The sequence below is a fragment of the Limnoraphis robusta BA-68 BA1 genome, from assembly GCF_034932365.1.
In the GTDB taxonomy this organism is placed as follows: domain Bacteria; phylum Cyanobacteriota; class Cyanobacteriia; order Cyanobacteriales; family Microcoleaceae; genus Capilliphycus; species Capilliphycus robustus.
Window position 1 is genome coordinate 20037 of sequence record NZ_JAYGHR010000009.1, and the last position, 15681, is coordinate 35717.

The following is a 15681-nucleotide window of genomic DNA, read 5'->3' on the forward strand; positions in this document are numbered from 1 at the left end:
GATGATACAATTATCAAGGAGCGAGGATACCTAAATTCACGCTCCTTTTCAATGTCAAGGATCACAAACAGATGTCGGAAAAGTTAATTACTACTTATCTAGAAATGACTGATCCAGCAGAGTTTAAACCTGCTATTCTTGAGAATCTTCAAGGAATTACTATCTTTCCCTTGGAAACGCCCGATCTGGAATTTTACCGCTTTTTGTATGATCGGGTGGGAAACGCTTGGCGTTGGCGCGATCGCTTATTATTAAGTGATCAGCAACTTACTGATATTTTAGCAGATGCGGGAACCAGTATTGATGTTTTGTATGTCAATGGAGCGCCCGCAGGTTATATTGAATTAAGTCAGTGTGAAAGTTCTACGGAAATTGCTTATTTTGGTTTACGTTCGGGTTATTGTGGTCGGGGCTTAGGGAAATATTTACTCAGTTATGGGATCACAAAAGCTTGGAATCAAAATACACAACGTCTTTGGGTGCATACTTGTAATCTTGATAATATTTATGCTTTGGATAATTATCTTAAACGAGGATTTAAAGTCTACAAAGTTGAAGAAGAACCTTTGCCTAAACAATATCTTTGATGCTTTTAATCAGTTATTTTTAAAACAGATAAAGCTTTGGATTTTAACAATAGTTGTATTAATGATATGGGTTTGGAGTTATTCTCCAGTCTTGGCTGTCAACTCCCCCAGTGAGAAAATCCCCTTAACCCTAGAAATCTTACAAGAAAGAGTCCAAAATCCCGTTAATACAGAGGGTACATCTCTGATTGATCTAGAAAACTTTATCATTGATTTACGAGAAAAAAATGCAGAGTTTAGTCAACAATTTTATCAGCAAATTCAAGCGGCACTCAATCAATCTGAAAATAAAGTGGGTTTAAATCTCAGTAACTCGACGATTAAAGGAGACTTTCTAGCGAGTAAAATGGGCGTTAGAGTTCCTTTACTCAAAGAAACATTATTGTCTATTTTTTCCGCAGATGAACTGACAATATTAACTTCAGAAAAAGCTCAATTTTCGCTGATAAATCAATCAGAAAATAATACGGCTGTAACACTTCCTAAAATTACGGTTATTCGCAGTCGTCTCAAATGCAAAAATACAGAATTCCAAGGTAATGTTGATTTTAAAAAAGCCTTTTTATTACGCGGAATAGACGCTCAAGAGGCAATCTTTCAAGAGGAAACTACTTTTACTGAAACGCGATTTAATGAAATTGCAAACTTTACAAAAGCTATATTTCAACAAAAAACAAAGTTTACAGATGCAGTCTTTTTAACTAAAGCAAAATTCAACCAAGCAAATTTTCAAGCATTTACCAATTTTGAGGATAGCACGTTTCAAGATGTCAGTTTTAATCAAGCTCATTTTCAAGCCTTTGCTAATTTTAAAAGTATTTTTGGGGATGGAGAAGCCGATTTTAGTGAATCTAGGTGGCAAGATCGAGTCCTTTTTTCAAAGTCTCGCTTCACTCATTCTTTGAGTTTTCAACAAGCCATTTTTGAACAATCTGTTGATTTTCGCGATACTCGGTTTAATCAAGATTTTAGTCTGCGAGAAGCCAGTATTCAAGGTGTGATTGATTTTAGTGATTCTGGGTTTGGACTATTAACAGAAATCAATGTTTCTGATTTAATGTTTGACTCGAATTCAGCGAAAATCATGGGTGATCCGGGTATTATTGGTGAGATACTTTCCGTCAAAAAGTTACAAGGAAATGAAAACTTACTTCGGAATTTAATTCAAAATTTCCGTCAACAAGAACAGATCGGAGATGCGAATAAAATTGAATATTTGAAAGCTAAACTATTACTTCAACAATTCAAACGAAATATTTTTGGAATTGATATAAATACCGCCTCTATTTCTCGGTTAATCTACGCTGGATTTACTTCTGAACAAGCTGATGCTATTTTTAATGCAAGAATCAAACAGCCTTTTAGAAACTTAACGGAAATTTTAAAGCTAGATAAAATTGATTTAGCCACTTATATCAAAGTTTATGATCGCGTCGTGGCTAATCGTTATCAGGGAGACAGAGAAGAAGATGTAAAAATTGGATGGAAACAAGTCATTCTTGATAGCTATATTATCCCGTTATTCACAAGTTTTGACACGGCTTTACATTGGGTTGAATTGAGTGTATTATTACTCTTAAGCGGCTATGGAACCCGTTTTGAATTAGTCTCAGGCGTGGGTATCGTTGCCATTGCTTATTTTGGCTTAATATTTTGGTTTGTAGATCGAGTCAGACGGCGACACCCAATCCCCATTTTACCGACATTTTCAGAAAGCCTGTGGATGTTAGCGAGTTATGGAATATTGACTTCTATGGGTTTAACTCAAATCTTTAGTGCTTCGAGTCACCCGATTTTAACTGTACTCTGTTTAGCCGCTTTTATTGTTCCCATTCCGGGTGCTTTGTTGGGATTTCTTTATTACAAAAGACGCCATCATAACCTATTAGATTTATCTTATCTTACCGAAGATGCCAGTCAACGACAACTGCGATTAATGATCGGGCGATTACCGCTAATGCCGAGATTTGTTTTCTTTCGCGATCGCTATATGTCCATTCTCTGGGATACACGCTGGAATTGGCTAAATTATTATGATTTTAGCCTCAATAATTTTCTGAAATTTGGCTTTAATGATCTGCGTTTAAGAGATGAACACCTACCCGGATTAATTGCCAGTTTAGTCTGGTATCAGTGGGGTTTAGGTGTTCTTTATCTCATTCTCTTATTTTGGACACTTTCTCGTACAATTCCGGGATTAAATCTACTGATCTATCTCAAGTAATCGTTTAGTTTAAATCCGATAAACTCGATAATTCTCGCTGAGATTTTGAGAGGAGTTCCTGCACTTCTTCATCAGAAGTTTGAGAAAAATCTTCATACCAAAAACTAATGGCACTCAGACGTTTAGGCTGTACTAAACAGATGACTTTACTGACTTGTTCTTTCAACTTTTGACAGGTTGCTGGAGGCGCGAGAGGAACCGCGACAACAATGGCTTTGGGTTGATGCGATCGCATCACTTCAATCGCGGCAAAAAGGGTTGAACCTGTTGCTACACCATCATCGACTAAAATTACTATTTTATCTTGTAAATTCAGAGGGGATCGCCCTTGACAATAGAGATGATAACGTCGTTGTAACTCTTGTTTTTCTTCTGCTAAAACCGTCTCAAAATCTAGCGGAGAAACTCGCCAATCTGCTATAATATCTTTATTAAGAGTCATCGCGTTTCCCTGTCCTATTGCACCCATTGCCAGTTCTTTATGGGCAGGAACTCCCAGTTTACGAACTAAACAGACATCTAATGGAAGATGAAGCGATCGCGCAATTTCATAAGCAACCGGAACTCCTCCACGCGGCAAACCTAACACCAATACATCACAACGATTTCCATATTCTCTCAGGCGAGATGCGAGTAAGCAACCTGCTTCAGTTCGATTTTTAAATTGTTGCATAGTCATTTTGACTTACCTCTCTTTTGACCTCTGTTATTACTGTGTGTTTTCTACCGACCGATAGATTACAAAACTAAAATATAGCCCTAGCAACCTATTCAAAATAAACTTGATGTAGCGAATCCTAACTTCAGTCTGTCTCTATTTATTTTAACAAATTTTCACGCCTAAACTCAATTCATAGCAAATAATCTAAATTAATTAACCGAGTTTCTCAAACAAAAATTTAAGTTTTTTGAACTCATCCCACCGTTGAAGTTTTATAATTACAATGCAGCGAGAGATTAACTATGGATGTAAAAGCCGCCATTGCTTGGGAAGCGGGCAAACCGTTAAGTTTAGAAACAGTCCAACTCGAAGGCCCCAAAGCCGGAGAAGTATTGGTTGAAATTAAAGCCACTGGTGTCTGTCACACCGACGCCTACACCCTCTCCGGCGCCGACCCAGAAGGGCTGTTTCCGACAATTCTCGGCCATGAAGGGGCGGGAGTCGTCGTTGAAGTCGGGCCGGATGTCAAAAGCGTCAAACCCGGCGATCACGTCATTCCCCTCTACACGCCGGAATGTCGCCAATGTGAATATTGCCTCAGCATGAAAACCAATCTTTGTCAAGCCATTCGTTCAACCCAAGGCAAAGGATTGATGCCCGATGGTAGCAGTCGGTTTTCAATTAAGGGCGAAAAAATTCATCACTACATGGGAACTTCTACCTTTTCAAATTATACCGTATTACCCGAAATTTCGGTGGCAAAAATTCGGGAAGATGCCCCTTTTGACAAAGTTTGTTATATCGGTTGTGGCGTAACAACAGGTATCGGCGCTGTTATTAATACCGCTAAAGTTGAACCCGGATCAAACGTCGTTGTTTTTGGCTTAGGTGGCATTGGTTTAAATGTGATTCAAGGGGCAAAAATGGTCGGGGCTAACATGATTGTTGGCGTTGATCTTAACCCCGCAAAACGAGAAATTGCTGAAAAATTTGGCATGACGCATTTTGTTAACCCCAAAGAAATTGAAGGAGATTTAGTTCCCTATTTAGTTGAATTAACCAAAGGCGGCGCTGACTACAGCTTTGAATGTATTGGTAATGTTAACGTCATGCGTCAAGCCTTAGAATGCTGTCATAAAGGTTGGGGCGTGAGTGTGATTATTGGCGTCGCAGGTGCCGGACAAGAAATTAGCACCCGACCCTTTCAATTAGTCACCGGACGAGTTTGGAAAGGTTCAGCATTTGGAGGCGCTAGAGGACGAACAGACGTTCCTAAAATTGTCGATTGGTATATGGAAGGTAAAATTAATATTGATGATTTGATTACCCATGTATTACCCATTGAACAAATTAACGATGCGTTTGATTTAATGCACAAAGGAGAATCAATTCGCACGGTTTTAACCTACTAAAAAAATTGACTAAAAACTAAAAACCCGGTTTCTCAAAGAAACCGGGTTTTTAGAACTTGACGGTTTTACACCTTCTACTTATAGTAAAATCAAAATAGACTGAAAACAACACACAACATAAAAAGGACATAAAAATGCGAATTTTAGTCATGGGCGGAACCCGTTTTATCGGCGTTTACTTAACGAAAATCTTAGTCGAACAAGGTCACGAAGTCGTATTATTTAACCGAGGAAATAAACCCGCCCCCGTAGAAGGAATTCAACAAATACATGGCGATAGAACCGACGCCAATCAAATTAAAGAAAAACTAGCTAATGAAAACTTTGATGCGATTTTTGATAACAATGGACGGGAACTCAGCGATACCAAACCCCTCGCAGATTTATTCAAAGGAAAAGTCAAACATTTTGTCTATATGAGTTCGGCTGGAGTGTATTTAAAATCTCCTGAAATGCCTCATGTTGAAGGCGATAAAACCGACCCAAAAAGCCGTCATTTAGGCAAATACGAAACCGAAACTTATCTACAAGAACAGCAATTACCCTGGACATCTATTCGCCCAACTTATATTTACGGCCCTCAAAATTATAACCCCTTAGAATCTTGGTTTTTTGATCGCATTGTTGCAAATCGTCCTATTCCTATTCCCGGTAACGGAGTGCATATTACTCAGTTAGGTCATGTGAAAGATTTAGCAAAGGCAATGGTTGCCGTATTAGGGAATGAAAATGCCATCGGTCAGGTGTATAATATCTCTGGCGATCGCTATGTTACTTTTGATGGTTTGGCGGGTGCTTGTGCGGTTGCTGCGGGGAAATCAGCAGAAGATTTAAACATCATTCATTACGACCCCAAACAGTTTGATTTTGGCAAACAAAAGCCTTTTCCTCTGCGGCTTCAACATTTCTTTGCGGATGTTCACAAAGCGATGAACGAGTTAAATTGGCAACCGGAATATGATTTAATTTCGGGGTTAAAAGATTCGTTTCAAAATGATTATCAGATGTCAGATAAAGCTGAGGTTGATTTTAGTTTAGACGACGAAATTATCAACGCAGTTAAGTAACGCACCATATCTGGTAAGTTTTGGGCGCAATTTCGGATGCCAATTCAGGGCGCAAGCCTTGCGCCCCTACAGATCATTTTATAGGGTTTAATATGAGTCAGTTTGAATTATTAAATGATGACACTACTATCTTGATGATTAATCAGGATACTTTTACTGTTGCTAGGTTGAAACAACTAATTTCTAAAAAACTATATCAAAAATTAGTTGAAAAACCAGGAAATACTTCGTATAGTATTCAATCATCTTTTCTTAAAGGTCTTATTATTGGTGAAGAACAAAATGTGAAAATTAGTATGAGTAATTTTCAATTCACCTTTCCGACAGAAGGAATGGATTGTAAACTCTTAAACTTAAATACTAAAGAATGGGAGTTAGGTAAGTTAAGGATATTTTCTGATGTAAAAATAACTAATAATGGGGGTAATATTAATGCTAAAATAAACGAACTTAAACTGGAATTTGCAACAGACGAACCACCGCTATCAGACATCGAAACATCATTAGACGAATTTAGAAAACAGAACCTAGAATCATAAACCGTAGGGGCGCAAGCCTTGCGCCCTCTGTGGCGGTACATCCCAAAAACCCGGTTTCTCGAAGAAACCGGGTTTTTATTAAAGCCGTTGATATTGTAGGCGAAATTGTACAACTCCCGGTTTATCTTCTTCAATAAAACGATCTCGGCGAATTTCTTCTAAACCTAACTGTTTAAACTGCGATAATTCCCCCTCAGATAACGGCCAGGGCGGGCCATCGGGTTCATTTTCACTATCCCGATAACGAGTAATAACGATTAATGTACCATTCTCTGCAACTAACGAAGAAATAGCTTGAATACTATCTGAACGCATATTCAGAGGTAACGCTTGAATGGTGCGACATTCAAACACAAAATCAAAACTATGTTGTAAACTAGAATCAAGGTTAAATAAATCCCCAACAAAATAATTAACCTCGGAATCAGGAAAACGTTGATGACACCAAGAAATCGCCGTCGGAGAGATATCAAACGCTGTTACTTTAAAGCCTAATTTTGCCAACGCTTCAGCATCATCGCCTAACCCGCAACCAATCACAATCGCCGTTTTTCCGTCTGTTTTTGGGGGATATTTCCCTAACCAATCTTGTAGATAAGGATGAGGTTGTGAACGCGCCCAGGGAACTTGAGAAGTATCACCTTCTGCGTCAGTATACACGGTTTCAAACCATCCCGTCGCATCGTTATTTTTTAGAGATTCTGTTGCGAGAGAAACGATTTTATTTCTAAGGGCTTCAAGGTTATTTTCAGACATGATCGTTTAATAGTAACTGAAAATTGGGGAGTCGAATTGACTCCCCAATTTTGTAAAATGAAACAGCCCTGACCAAGGGGGGCAGACTGCTGTCGCCTGTATTGGGTGAAAATCTAGGCTAAAACAGGTTGTTGTTGGGGCCAACGATTAACGGCTTTCCCAATTACCGCCATTTCTTCCATCAAACGATCAAATCGCTCAGGAGTCAAGGATTGTGGGCCGTCAGAAAGGGCTTTAGCGGGGTTAGGATGAACTTCGATCATCAACGCATCGGTTCCCGCAGCAACAGCCGCCATCGCCATCGCTGGAACGTATTCTGCTAAACCAGTACCATGACTGGGATCAATCATAATCGGTAAGTGAGTCAGCGATCGCAATACGGGAATTACAGACAAGTCTAAAGTATTGCGAGTGTAGCGGCGATCAAACGTCCGAATTCCCCGTTCACAGAGAATCACATTAGGATTTCCGGCGGCTAAGATATATTCGGCTGCCATGATCCACTCTTCAATGGTGGCGGACATTCCGCGCTTCAACAATACAGGTTTGTCTTGAGCGCCAACTTTTTTGAGGAGGGAGAAGTTTTGCATATTGCGGGCGCCAATTTGGATGATATCGGCGAATTTCCCCAATACTTCCAGGTCTTCGGCGTCCATGAGTTCGGTAATGATCCCTAAGCCGGTTGCTTGACGAGCGGCGTCTAATAGGTGTAAGGCGCTTTCCCCATGTCCTTGGAAGTCGTAGGGAGAAGTCCGAGGTTTGTAGGCACCCCCGCGCAGAAACTTTGCACCTGCGGCTTTGACTCGTTTAGCGGTTTCGACGATCATTTCTTCGTTTTCGACCGAACAGGGGCCTGCCGTAATCACGAGGGGATGATGTTCACCAAAATAAACGGTACCTGCGGGGGTCGGAACTGCGACTTCGCTAGCTTCTCCGTGACGATACTCCCGACAAGCGCGTTTGAAGGGTTTTTCGACCCGTAACACCTGTTCAATAAACGGACTCATTTCTTGGAGTTGCAAGGGGTCTAGGTCGGCAGTTTCTCCGACTAAACCAATGACAACTTTATGCTGACCCACGATTTTTTCGGGGGTAACATTCCAAGTGGTCTTCAAGTCTTCGCTTAAGCGTTCAATTTCGGCTTCGGGTGAGCCGACTTTCATTACAATAATCATTTATTGCTATGGGGTCTATGGTTAATTTGAGTCATGGGTGGGGCGTTGGAAGTTCCTAACATCTCAACACCCGGCCGCTGCTTTTATAAAGATCACTTTAGCGTATGACCCACACCTTAATTTTTCCGTTTTTAATTCTTAATTTTTGCTCTACTTTCTTGTCGAGCTTCTTTCCAGGCTTGTACAGTCCGGCCTATGTTCAGTTTAAACTCTTGCCAACCCACAATGCCTCCTGGGCGATCTTCATCCCAAGACGTGGAGAATATTCCGTAACTCAATCCCAGAACGCTTAAGCCAAAACAACCCAAACTCGCTAATAAAACGGCTGTATTGGGGAGGATAAATACTTCATTGACGATAATAAAGTAGCTCCCGATAAAGATGCTGATTGCCATGAATAGCGGTACGCCGGATAATAAAGCCATCCGAAACAGCATCCTCTGACTGACGATTTCGGGAATTGTGCTTTCTTCCCGAGAAGCAGAGCGTTTTTTGGCCGGTTCCGGTGATTGTTTCTTCTCCGACTTGCGAGTTGAAAGGGCTGGGGGATTTTTTGGGGTTTCCGGTTCGGTCGGTTGGGATTGATCAGCCGCTTTTTTGCGATTTTTAGCGGGTTCAAAGGGTAGACGTTGGCGTGGGCGTTCGGAAGACATGGCAAGATTCCCTCTGAAATTGGGTGTGGGCGGGATGAACTTTAAAGGTATTGAGACAGTCGGACTTATCCCCGAATTCCCAAGCGTTGAATTAGGGCGCGATATTTATCATTGTCTCCATTGCGAATAAACGCTAACAAACGCTTGCGATGTCCGATCATTTTCAGGAGTCCTCGGGTGGAGGAGTAGTCTTTTTTGTTTTGCTTGAGGTGGGCGCTGAGTTTGTTAATCCGTTCGGTGAGCAGAGCGACTTGTACTTCAGCCGATCCGGTATCGGTTCCGTGTACTTGGTGGTCGGTGATGATTTCTTGTTTACGTTCTTGGGTCAGACTCATGGCTTGAAATTGTACTTAGTTGCTAAATTTACACAATTGTTAATCCTATCATATTCTATTAGACTTGAGTATAAGCTTAGGGTACTGGCCAACGACTGGCGGGGTTGTTGCGTCACAGGAGGCGCACTGCTCACTGAGTTTGATTTACCTGTTTTGTTTGAGTTGTGGAATTATTGTTGATGTATTAGTCATGCGTAGCTTCAGGTTAACCCCACAACATCATTTTAAGCGATCGCGCTCCGGGTTGTCAACCCCTTTATTCTTTGACGCGCGGCCAAAGGGAGAGATACCTAGATTCAAAAATCGCCAACTTTAGTGCAGACAGAAAGTTTTTATATATATTAATCTAATTCACTTTCTAAGACTGTAGCGATCGCTTTTTGAGCATTTTCTTGGAACTCCCGAATATTAACGCGACTGAGTAGAGAAATGGCAATCATCATCCCGACAGCTTGCACCGCAAAGACGAGACTATAAGCGAGTACAGGAACCGAAAATATTGTTCGACCTAAATCTAACACAGCGCCTCCCATTAAAGTTGCTATTCCTCGCGCCATCGACTGAGCGAGTCCCCAGGCACCGATAAAAGTCCCGGCTGTTTCAGCAGCAGTCAGATCAAGCATTAAACCAATAGCGCCTGCTGTCAGGACTCCTGAAGCCACTCCAAACAGCAGTAACCCGCCTTTCAGCATTTGGGGGTCAGCGACGACGCCAGCAGTGATAAATAGACTTAAACAAATAATCGTGCCAATACAGCCGACTTTAACGGTATTTTTCTTGCCTAAACGGGGAGTAATTAAAAAGCCTGTTGAAGCAATTCCGGCTAAGGTTCCCATTCCAAAAAAGGCGTTGAGTTGGGTGGTTTCGGAAATACACATTTCAAAGACTTCGCCGCCATAGGGTTCGAGTACGGCATCCTGCATAAACAGGCTAATACTCATCACCAGGAGGAAGGTAAAAAATAAACCCGTTTGACGGCTAGCGGTTAAGATTCGTAACGCTCGAGCCAGGGTAATTTGGTCTTCTCGTTCAACGACAGTCGAACGGCTAGCATAGCGGGAAAATCGCTTTTCAACGCCTACTGTTGAGAGTAAACATAAACCAAAAACAATGGCTGGAACGAGGATAAATAAGGGATTAATAACAGATTGCAATTGAGCAATATTAACAACAGAAGTTGTTTGTGTGGTATTTTCGGAGAGAATGTCAGCGCCGCAAACTTCGGGACGGTTGAGGATTTTTGAGCTAATAATCGCTCCGATAACAATGCCGATCATTAACATTGACCAAACAATACTTACCAGTTTAGAGCGGTTATCTTCATCGGAAACATCAAAGAGTAACGCTGCAAAGGGTGTGGAACTGGCGCTCAAAGCCAAGCCGTAGAGGGCAAATACGAGGGCGAGTAGGGCTGCCCAAGCATAAGTTATATTACTCAAGCCTGTATTTTGTAGGCTGATTCCCAACTGCCAAGTCACCTGTAGGGCGAAGAAGGAGAGAATTGTAAAGAAAATAGCACCTAACCAAATATAGCCACTGCGATGGTGTCCGAATAGGGTCTTGGCATCGGACATCTGACCAAACCAAATTCTCGCGGGAGCGACAAATTGGTACATGGCGATCGCACCTGCGGCCATCAGAGCGGGAACCTTTAACTCATCGATCATCACTCGGTTGATCACGCCCAAGGTGAGCAGGGACATAATGCCTAATCCCATCTGAAATAAACCGAGCCGAAACATGGTGAGGAGGTGAACTTTGGGCTTTGGTGGGCTATCTACTGGGGTAGAAGGGGTAGATTGTGGTAAACCATCGATTGCCATAGCACAAGCGTAGAAACGATTCTGATAAACTTTCTTAATTTAATATAAACCCTAACTGAGCTTATAAGATATAATAGGCTAGGATAATTCAATAAAATCCTGAGTAATTCTTGCTTTTTGTTTATTTATATTAAATCCTTTATGGAACCTGCCATAATATCAAAGGTGATCAAGATTCAAACCGCAAATATTCATTATTTTGAGGGGGGAGATCCGCAATATCCGTCCGTGTTGTTTCTACATGGATCGAGTTTTAGTTCTAAAACTTGGAAAGATCTGGGTACGCTCAAGCGGTTGACTCAGAAAAGTTTTCATGTGGTGGCGATTGATCTACCGGGTTATGGAAAGTCCGAATCGATTTCCGATTATCATGTTGAATTTTTACCGAAATTGGTTGATAAATTAAATCTCAAAGGGGCTGTTTTAGTGTCTCCGTCGATGAGTGGAACTTACAGCTTGTCTTTTGTGGTTAAGCATTCCGAACAGCTTCAAGGGTTTGTGGCAGTTGCTCCGGTGGGAATTTTGAAAATGACTCAGCAACTTCGAGGAATTTTACTCCCGACTTTGGCAATTTGGGGGAGTGATGATCGGATTGTTCCGGTTGAACAGGCAGATCTTTTAGTTGAATTGATGCCCAATGCTCAAAAGGTTATTTTACCCAAAGCGGGTCATGCTTGTTATATGAAAGCAACGAATAAGTTTCACGAAGCATTGATTCAGTTTGTTGAGAAAGTGACGAAAGAAGAATCGGAAGAATCTTGTTAAGTTTGGGCCTCTCCGAAGAGATCGTTTAAAGGGTGTAATTGTTTAAAAAAAATCACGTTTATCAACTCTAAAATCTTATGAGTGAACAACCTAAAAAGGCTTTATTTATTCTGGGTGGACTGGATGATCAGGATTTATCCTGGATTATTAATCGGGGAAAAACACAGGTGATTCCCCCCGGAGAAACGCTGATTTATGAAGGGAGAACCATTAGCGCTTTGTATATTGTTTTAAAAGGGGTGTTGAGTGTGTCTATTTCTCCGAATGGTGAACGAGAACTTGCAAAGCTCTATGAGGGAGAAGTTGTTGGTGAAATTTCGTTTATTGATAATCGTCCTCCTTTAGCAACGGTGAAAGCAATTGAAGAAAGTTTAGTATTGATGGTTCCTCGCTATGAATTAATCGCTCAACTCCATCGGAATGCCGGGTTTGCTTCTCGATTTTATCAAGGGATTTGTTTGTGTTTAGCCAGTCGGATGCGGGGAACCGTTAGGCGTTTGGGATATCAAGTTCAAGATCATTATCTCGAAGAAGTTGAGGAGGATACCAATGAACTCAATGAGAGTAAACAAGATTTTCTGGAGTTGGCTGAGGCTAAGTTTAATTGGCTGGTACATAGTTTAAAAGCGTCAGAAAGTAATCATCACTCGAGGAATTCTTGATGTTGGATTAAGCGTTGAACGCTGGCTAATGTCGGGTTAAATTCATAACTTTTTTGTTGAGGTTGATTGAGATAGGTTTGTTGTTCTTCTTCGATCATTTTAACATCTTGTTCAACTAATCCATCGAGTAATTTTTGGGCTGAACCGAATAGTTTGTTTTTGAGAAAGCGCCGAAAGGGAATCGGTAATTTGTGCAGACGCCAAAAGGAATGTAGGGAGGTAAAATGGATGAGATAGGCTTTGGTTTCTGTTAAACTTACGGGGCAGAATAGACAGTAAATTTTAAAGTCTTTGCCGAGTGTTGAAACCCAATGGGGATAGATATAACTGACTTCTAAGGGTTCAGGATGGAGTTGACGTAAAGCGGGGAAAAATAGCTGAGAAATTGACCAGATTTTATCGATTTTATAGTAGCTTTTGGCTTGATAGTGGGCATCAACTCGATGGTTATCTTCATTTATTTTTTTTAAAATGGCATCTGTCCAGGCTTGCCAATCTTGATGTAAATGTCCGTGATACATATCCATCAAGTTCTCAATTAAAAAGGAATAATGAGCTTGACAGTGAATTAGAGAAACAGTCGCAATATAATTCAAATGATCCCATTCAGGAACGCCTAATGGTTGGTTTTGAGTTGGATTTTTTCCTGGAAATAACCAGATAAAACCGTCTAATTCTTCAACTGGATACTGAAGAATTTTACAGTTTGGAAGTCTCTGGTGTTCGGCTAAATAGGGAATATTTACACATTCACCCTGAGCGTTAAATTGCCATCCATGATAGGCACATTCAAGATTCCCTTCAATGATTTTACCATGACTCAGTTTAACTTGTCGATGGGGACAACGATTTTCTAAAGCCTGAATTTTTCCTTGTTTATTCCGAAATAAAACAATGGCTTGATTCCATAATATGACGTCTAAAGGTTGAGTGTTAACGTCACGACTCCGAGCGACAACATACCAATGATTTGGGTTGATTCCTAACTGACGAATTTTTTGATTCATATTTGTAAAAAACCTTCAGGGTTCACAGAAAGCAATGTGCGTCGTTGTAAACCTTCTTGATGTAAAATCTCGTTAGCGGCTAATAATCCACTGCTGACGGCTCGTTCCATTAAACCACAGGGAAAAGGCATTTTCACCCAATCTCCAGCAAACATTAAATTAGAAATACCGGAGTTGGTTTGGGGACGTTCTGCATAACTTCCGGGTGGATATCCAGCAAAGTTTTTTTGATTGACTAATTCTCGATGAATTAACTGAGCAGATGTAAGTTCAGGGACAATTTCATAAAGTTCTTGTTCAAAGGTGGTGAGTAAGTGTTCTTGGGTGGGAAATAGGGATTCTTTGTAACAATAAGCGTGCAGTTCAACGACAGTTCCCCCGGTTTTTTTATGCCAGTCAATAAATTGTTTTTGAATGCGATGATAGAGGGTAATACTATCGGTGAGTTGATAACCGGATAAGGAGGTAAAGTTGCTATGTTCCCAAGGAAAATCTCGATCAAACCAAAAACGTCCAACAGCAAAAGGATCAGCAACTTGGAGTTTTTTGATTTGTTTTTTTACTGTTGAATTGACTTCACCTTTAGTTAAATCAAAGAGGTGTTGAACTCCTGGAATATCCGTCGCAAAAACATAGTAATCGGCTTTAATTGTTGTTAAATTATTATTGTTAATTTCGGGGTTAAAAGCCACAAGTTTAACTTGTTCGGGTTGACGTTGAATCACTGTAAATTTCGCTAAGTTTCGTTGGGCTGGCCCGGAAATAACGGTTCCATTTTGATCATAAACGGCACCATGACAAGGACAATAAAACCGTCCATCAACTGCGAGTTTAACGGTACAGCCTTGATGAGTACAGGTTAAAGAAAGTGCTTCATTTTTGCCTTCAGGAATCGCATAAACATTATCTCCCGCTCCAAAATATTCCCAATCTTCTCCTATCCATTGATTCCTCGTTACCCAAAAGGGTACCGGGTTAAAATTATTGCCTTTAAAATAGGAGAGTGAATCGATTTTTCCGGCTTTCATTTGAATATTACTAACGGTTGCTTCGGTAATAATTTTACCGTTTTGTTGTTGAATAGATTCAGCAATGGGTTGGACTAAACTACTGCCCATATCTTGGCGGGTTCCATTGAATGCCAAGCCTTCAGGATTGCCGAAAAAGTAGAAGTGAAAAAACTGCATCAGTTCGGCTGTACTGAGTTTATCGGGTGCGTTTAAACTCGATTTGGCAAAGGGCAAAAAATACAAATCATACAAGCCTTGAGGAAAATCTTTTTCGACCCAATTTGCAACGGATACCGCATCCAGTCGTTGAAAACTATCGGGTGTTTTAAATCCCCCAATTTCTCTAAAAACTTCCCAGTGAGCAGGTTTTGTGAGGTTGATTCCCCAACGGAGTCGGTTCGGAGAGGAAATGGCTAAATCAACAATATTCCAGGGAAAGGCTGAACGACTGGGACGAAAAACTTCGGGTTTGTATTGTTGATTTCTAAAGACAACCGAGTAAAATTCTAACGAGATAAATTGATCTTGAAGATAGAGTTCATTGATGATACTATTAAGGTTGTAATATTGAGGAAAGAAGCCATGAAAACCATGTTCCATTCTGAAGGTTTCATCACCCACTTGAATCAGCCAACTGGCAATTTTACCCCCAAGTTGAGGAGATTTTTCTAAAAGGGTGACTTGAAATCCTCGTTGACTCAGTTCATAAGCACAGGCTAATCCAGCTAACCCCGCCCCCACAATGACAACCTGTTTGGGTTGATTGAGAGTTCGAGGTAACTCCAGAGAATCTTGTTGAAAAATAGTGGGTTGCGGCTTATGGAATCGAGAATAACCAATCAGCCCCGAAACCGCACTAACTCCTAGAATTTTAAGGGCTGTTCGTCGAGAAAAATTGGGTAATTGAGGCAAATCAGTAAATTGACTCATTAGGAATTTTAGGGTTAACATCCTCCCAAATTTACAGGGAGTTTGGGAGTCCTCAGAATTATACTTTGAAATTTT

At 40.7% G+C, this 15681-nt stretch carries 15 protein-coding genes; 7 read left to right on the plus strand and 8 right to left on the minus strand.

The annotated features are described in order from the left end of the window. Window positions 1-71 precede the first annotated feature (71 nt). Complete coding sequence (locus VB836_RS06335; RefSeq protein ID WP_323218528.1) at window positions 72-587, plus strand: GNAT family N-acetyltransferase; 516 nt, start codon at window positions 72-74, stop codon at window positions 585-587. 61 nt (window positions 588-648) lie between these two features. Continuing rightward, window positions 649-2811 (plus strand): helix-hairpin-helix domain-containing protein, encoded by a 2163-nt coding sequence (locus VB836_RS30475; RefSeq protein ID WP_323218529.1) that lies wholly within the window; start codon window positions 649-651, stop codon window positions 2809-2811. A 4-nt stretch (window positions 2812-2815) separates the two neighbouring features. Here the strand turns inward: VB836_RS30475 and VB836_RS06345 are convergent, their stop codons facing one another. Further along, window positions 2816-3490, minus strand: a complete 675-nt coding sequence (locus VB836_RS06345) for a phosphoribosyltransferase (protein ID WP_323218530.1) — start codon at window positions 3488-3490, stop codon at window positions 2816-2818. 284 nt (window positions 3491-3774) lie between these two features. On the opposite strand from VB836_RS06345, the gene VB836_RS06350 reads away from it, so the two are divergent. The 3 genes from VB836_RS06350 to VB836_RS06360 all read left to right on the plus strand — a co-directional run bounded on the left by VB836_RS06350 (window position 3775) and on the right by VB836_RS06360 (window position 6490). Beyond that, window positions 3775-4884: an S-(hydroxymethyl)glutathione dehydrogenase/class III alcohol dehydrogenase gene (locus tag VB836_RS06350; RefSeq protein WP_323218531.1), complete on the plus strand. Its 1110-nt coding sequence runs from the start codon at window positions 3775-3777 to the stop codon at window positions 4882-4884. A 134-nt stretch (window positions 4885-5018) separates the two neighbouring features. Further along, on the plus strand, window positions 5019-5951 hold the full coding sequence (locus tag VB836_RS06355) for an NAD-dependent epimerase/dehydratase family protein (protein ID WP_323218532.1): 933 nt from the start codon (window positions 5019-5021) through the stop codon (window positions 5949-5951). Window positions 5952-5971: 20 nt separating this feature from the next. Continuing rightward, window positions 5972-6490, plus strand: a complete 519-nt coding sequence (locus VB836_RS06360) for a KGK domain-containing protein (protein ID WP_323218533.1) — start codon at window positions 5972-5974, stop codon at window positions 6488-6490. Window positions 6491-6568: 78 nt separating this feature from the next. Here the strand turns inward: VB836_RS06360 and VB836_RS06365 are convergent, their stop codons facing one another. The 5 genes from VB836_RS06365 to VB836_RS06385 all read right to left on the minus strand — a co-directional run bounded on the left by VB836_RS06365 (window position 6569) and on the right by VB836_RS06385 (window position 11232). Beyond that, a complete protein-coding gene (locus tag VB836_RS06365) occupies window positions 6569-7246 on the minus strand; it encodes a class I SAM-dependent methyltransferase (RefSeq protein ID WP_323218534.1) in 678 nt (225 codons plus the stop codon). A 113-nt stretch (window positions 7247-7359) separates the two neighbouring features. Continuing rightward, window positions 7360-8421: a 3-deoxy-7-phosphoheptulonate synthase gene (gene aroF / locus VB836_RS06370; protein WP_046278409.1), complete on the minus strand. Its 1062-nt coding sequence runs from the start codon at window positions 8419-8421 to the stop codon at window positions 7360-7362. A gap of 131 nt (window positions 8422-8552) precedes the next feature. Next, window positions 8553-9074, minus strand: coding sequence for a PAM68 family protein (locus tag VB836_RS06375; RefSeq protein ID WP_323218536.1), 522 nt, complete (start codon window positions 9072-9074; stop codon window positions 8553-8555). Window positions 9075-9139: 65 nt separating this feature from the next. Further along, entirely contained in the window at window positions 9140-9409 is a 270-nt protein-coding gene (gene rpsO, locus VB836_RS06380; protein WP_046278411.1) for a 30S ribosomal protein S15, read from the minus strand. A 341-nt stretch (window positions 9410-9750) separates the two neighbouring features. Beyond that, window positions 9751-11232, minus strand: coding sequence for a BCD family MFS transporter (locus VB836_RS06385; protein WP_323218538.1), 1482 nt, complete (start codon window positions 11230-11232; stop codon window positions 9751-9753). A 141-nt stretch (window positions 11233-11373) separates the two neighbouring features. On the opposite strand from VB836_RS06385, the gene VB836_RS06390 reads away from it, so the two are divergent. Continuing rightward, window positions 11374-11997 carry an alpha/beta fold hydrolase gene (locus VB836_RS06390; protein ID WP_323218540.1) on the plus strand — a complete coding sequence of 208 codons (624 nt, stop codon included), beginning with the start codon at window positions 11374-11376 and terminating at the stop codon, window positions 11995-11997. A 77-nt stretch (window positions 11998-12074) separates the two neighbouring features. Continuing rightward, entirely contained in the window at window positions 12075-12659 is a 585-nt protein-coding gene (locus tag VB836_RS06395) for a cyclic nucleotide-binding domain-containing protein (RefSeq protein ID WP_323218541.1), read from the plus strand. Here VB836_RS06395 and VB836_RS06400 read toward each other — a convergent pair. Next, a complete protein-coding gene (locus tag VB836_RS06400; protein ID WP_046278418.1) occupies window positions 12641-13666 on the minus strand; it encodes an aromatic ring-hydroxylating dioxygenase subunit alpha in 1026 nt (341 codons plus the stop codon). The two genes, VB836_RS06395 and VB836_RS06400, sit on opposite strands and share 19 nt — an antisense overlap. Continuing rightward, entirely contained in the window at window positions 13663-15606 is a 1944-nt protein-coding gene (locus VB836_RS06405) for an FAD-dependent oxidoreductase (protein ID WP_323218542.1), read from the minus strand. Before VB836_RS06405 ends, VB836_RS06400 begins: the two co-directional genes overlap by 4 nt. Window positions 15607-15681: the final 75 nt, after the last annotated feature.

Excerpts from the sequence above, each read along its gene's own strand:
- VB836_RS06375 (WP_323218536.1), bottom strand. The coding sequence starts at position 9,074 with ATGTCTTCCGAACGCCCACGCCAACGTCTACCCTTTGAACCCGCTAAA.
- VB836_RS06385 (WP_323218538.1), bottom strand. The coding sequence starts at position 11,232 with ATGGCAATCGATGGTTTACCACAATCTACCCCTTCTACCCCAGTAGAT.
- VB836_RS06400 (WP_046278418.1), bottom strand. The coding sequence starts at position 13,666 with ATGAATCAAAAAATTCGTCAGTTAGGAATCAACCCAAATCATTGGTAT.
- aroF (WP_046278409.1), bottom strand. The coding sequence starts at position 8,421 with ATGATTATTGTAATGAAAGTCGGCTCACCCGAAGCCGAAATTGAACGC.
- rpsO (WP_046278411.1), bottom strand. The coding sequence starts at position 9,409 with ATGAGTCTGACCCAAGAACGTAAACAAGAAATCATCACCGACCACCAA.
- VB836_RS30475 (WP_323218529.1), top strand. The coding sequence starts at position 649 with ATGATATGGGTTTGGAGTTATTCTCCAGTCTTGGCTGTCAACTCCCCC.
- VB836_RS06405 (WP_323218542.1), bottom strand. The coding sequence starts at position 15,606 with ATGAGTCAATTTACTGATTTGCCTCAATTACCCAATTTTTCTCGACGA.
- VB836_RS06335 (WP_323218528.1), top strand. The coding sequence starts at position 72 with ATGTCGGAAAAGTTAATTACTACTTATCTAGAAATGACTGATCCAGCA.
- VB836_RS06355 (WP_323218532.1), top strand. The coding sequence starts at position 5,019 with ATGCGAATTTTAGTCATGGGCGGAACCCGTTTTATCGGCGTTTACTTA.
- VB836_RS06345 (WP_323218530.1), bottom strand. The coding sequence starts at position 3,490 with ATGACTATGCAACAATTTAAAAATCGAACTGAAGCAGGTTGCTTACTC.
- VB836_RS06395 (WP_323218541.1), top strand. The coding sequence starts at position 12,075 with ATGAGTGAACAACCTAAAAAGGCTTTATTTATTCTGGGTGGACTGGAT.
- VB836_RS06350 (WP_323218531.1), top strand. The coding sequence starts at position 3,775 with ATGGATGTAAAAGCCGCCATTGCTTGGGAAGCGGGCAAACCGTTAAGT.
- VB836_RS06390 (WP_323218540.1), top strand. The coding sequence starts at position 11,374 with ATGGAACCTGCCATAATATCAAAGGTGATCAAGATTCAAACCGCAAAT.
- VB836_RS06365 (WP_323218534.1), bottom strand. The coding sequence starts at position 7,246 with ATGTCTGAAAATAACCTTGAAGCCCTTAGAAATAAAATCGTTTCTCTC.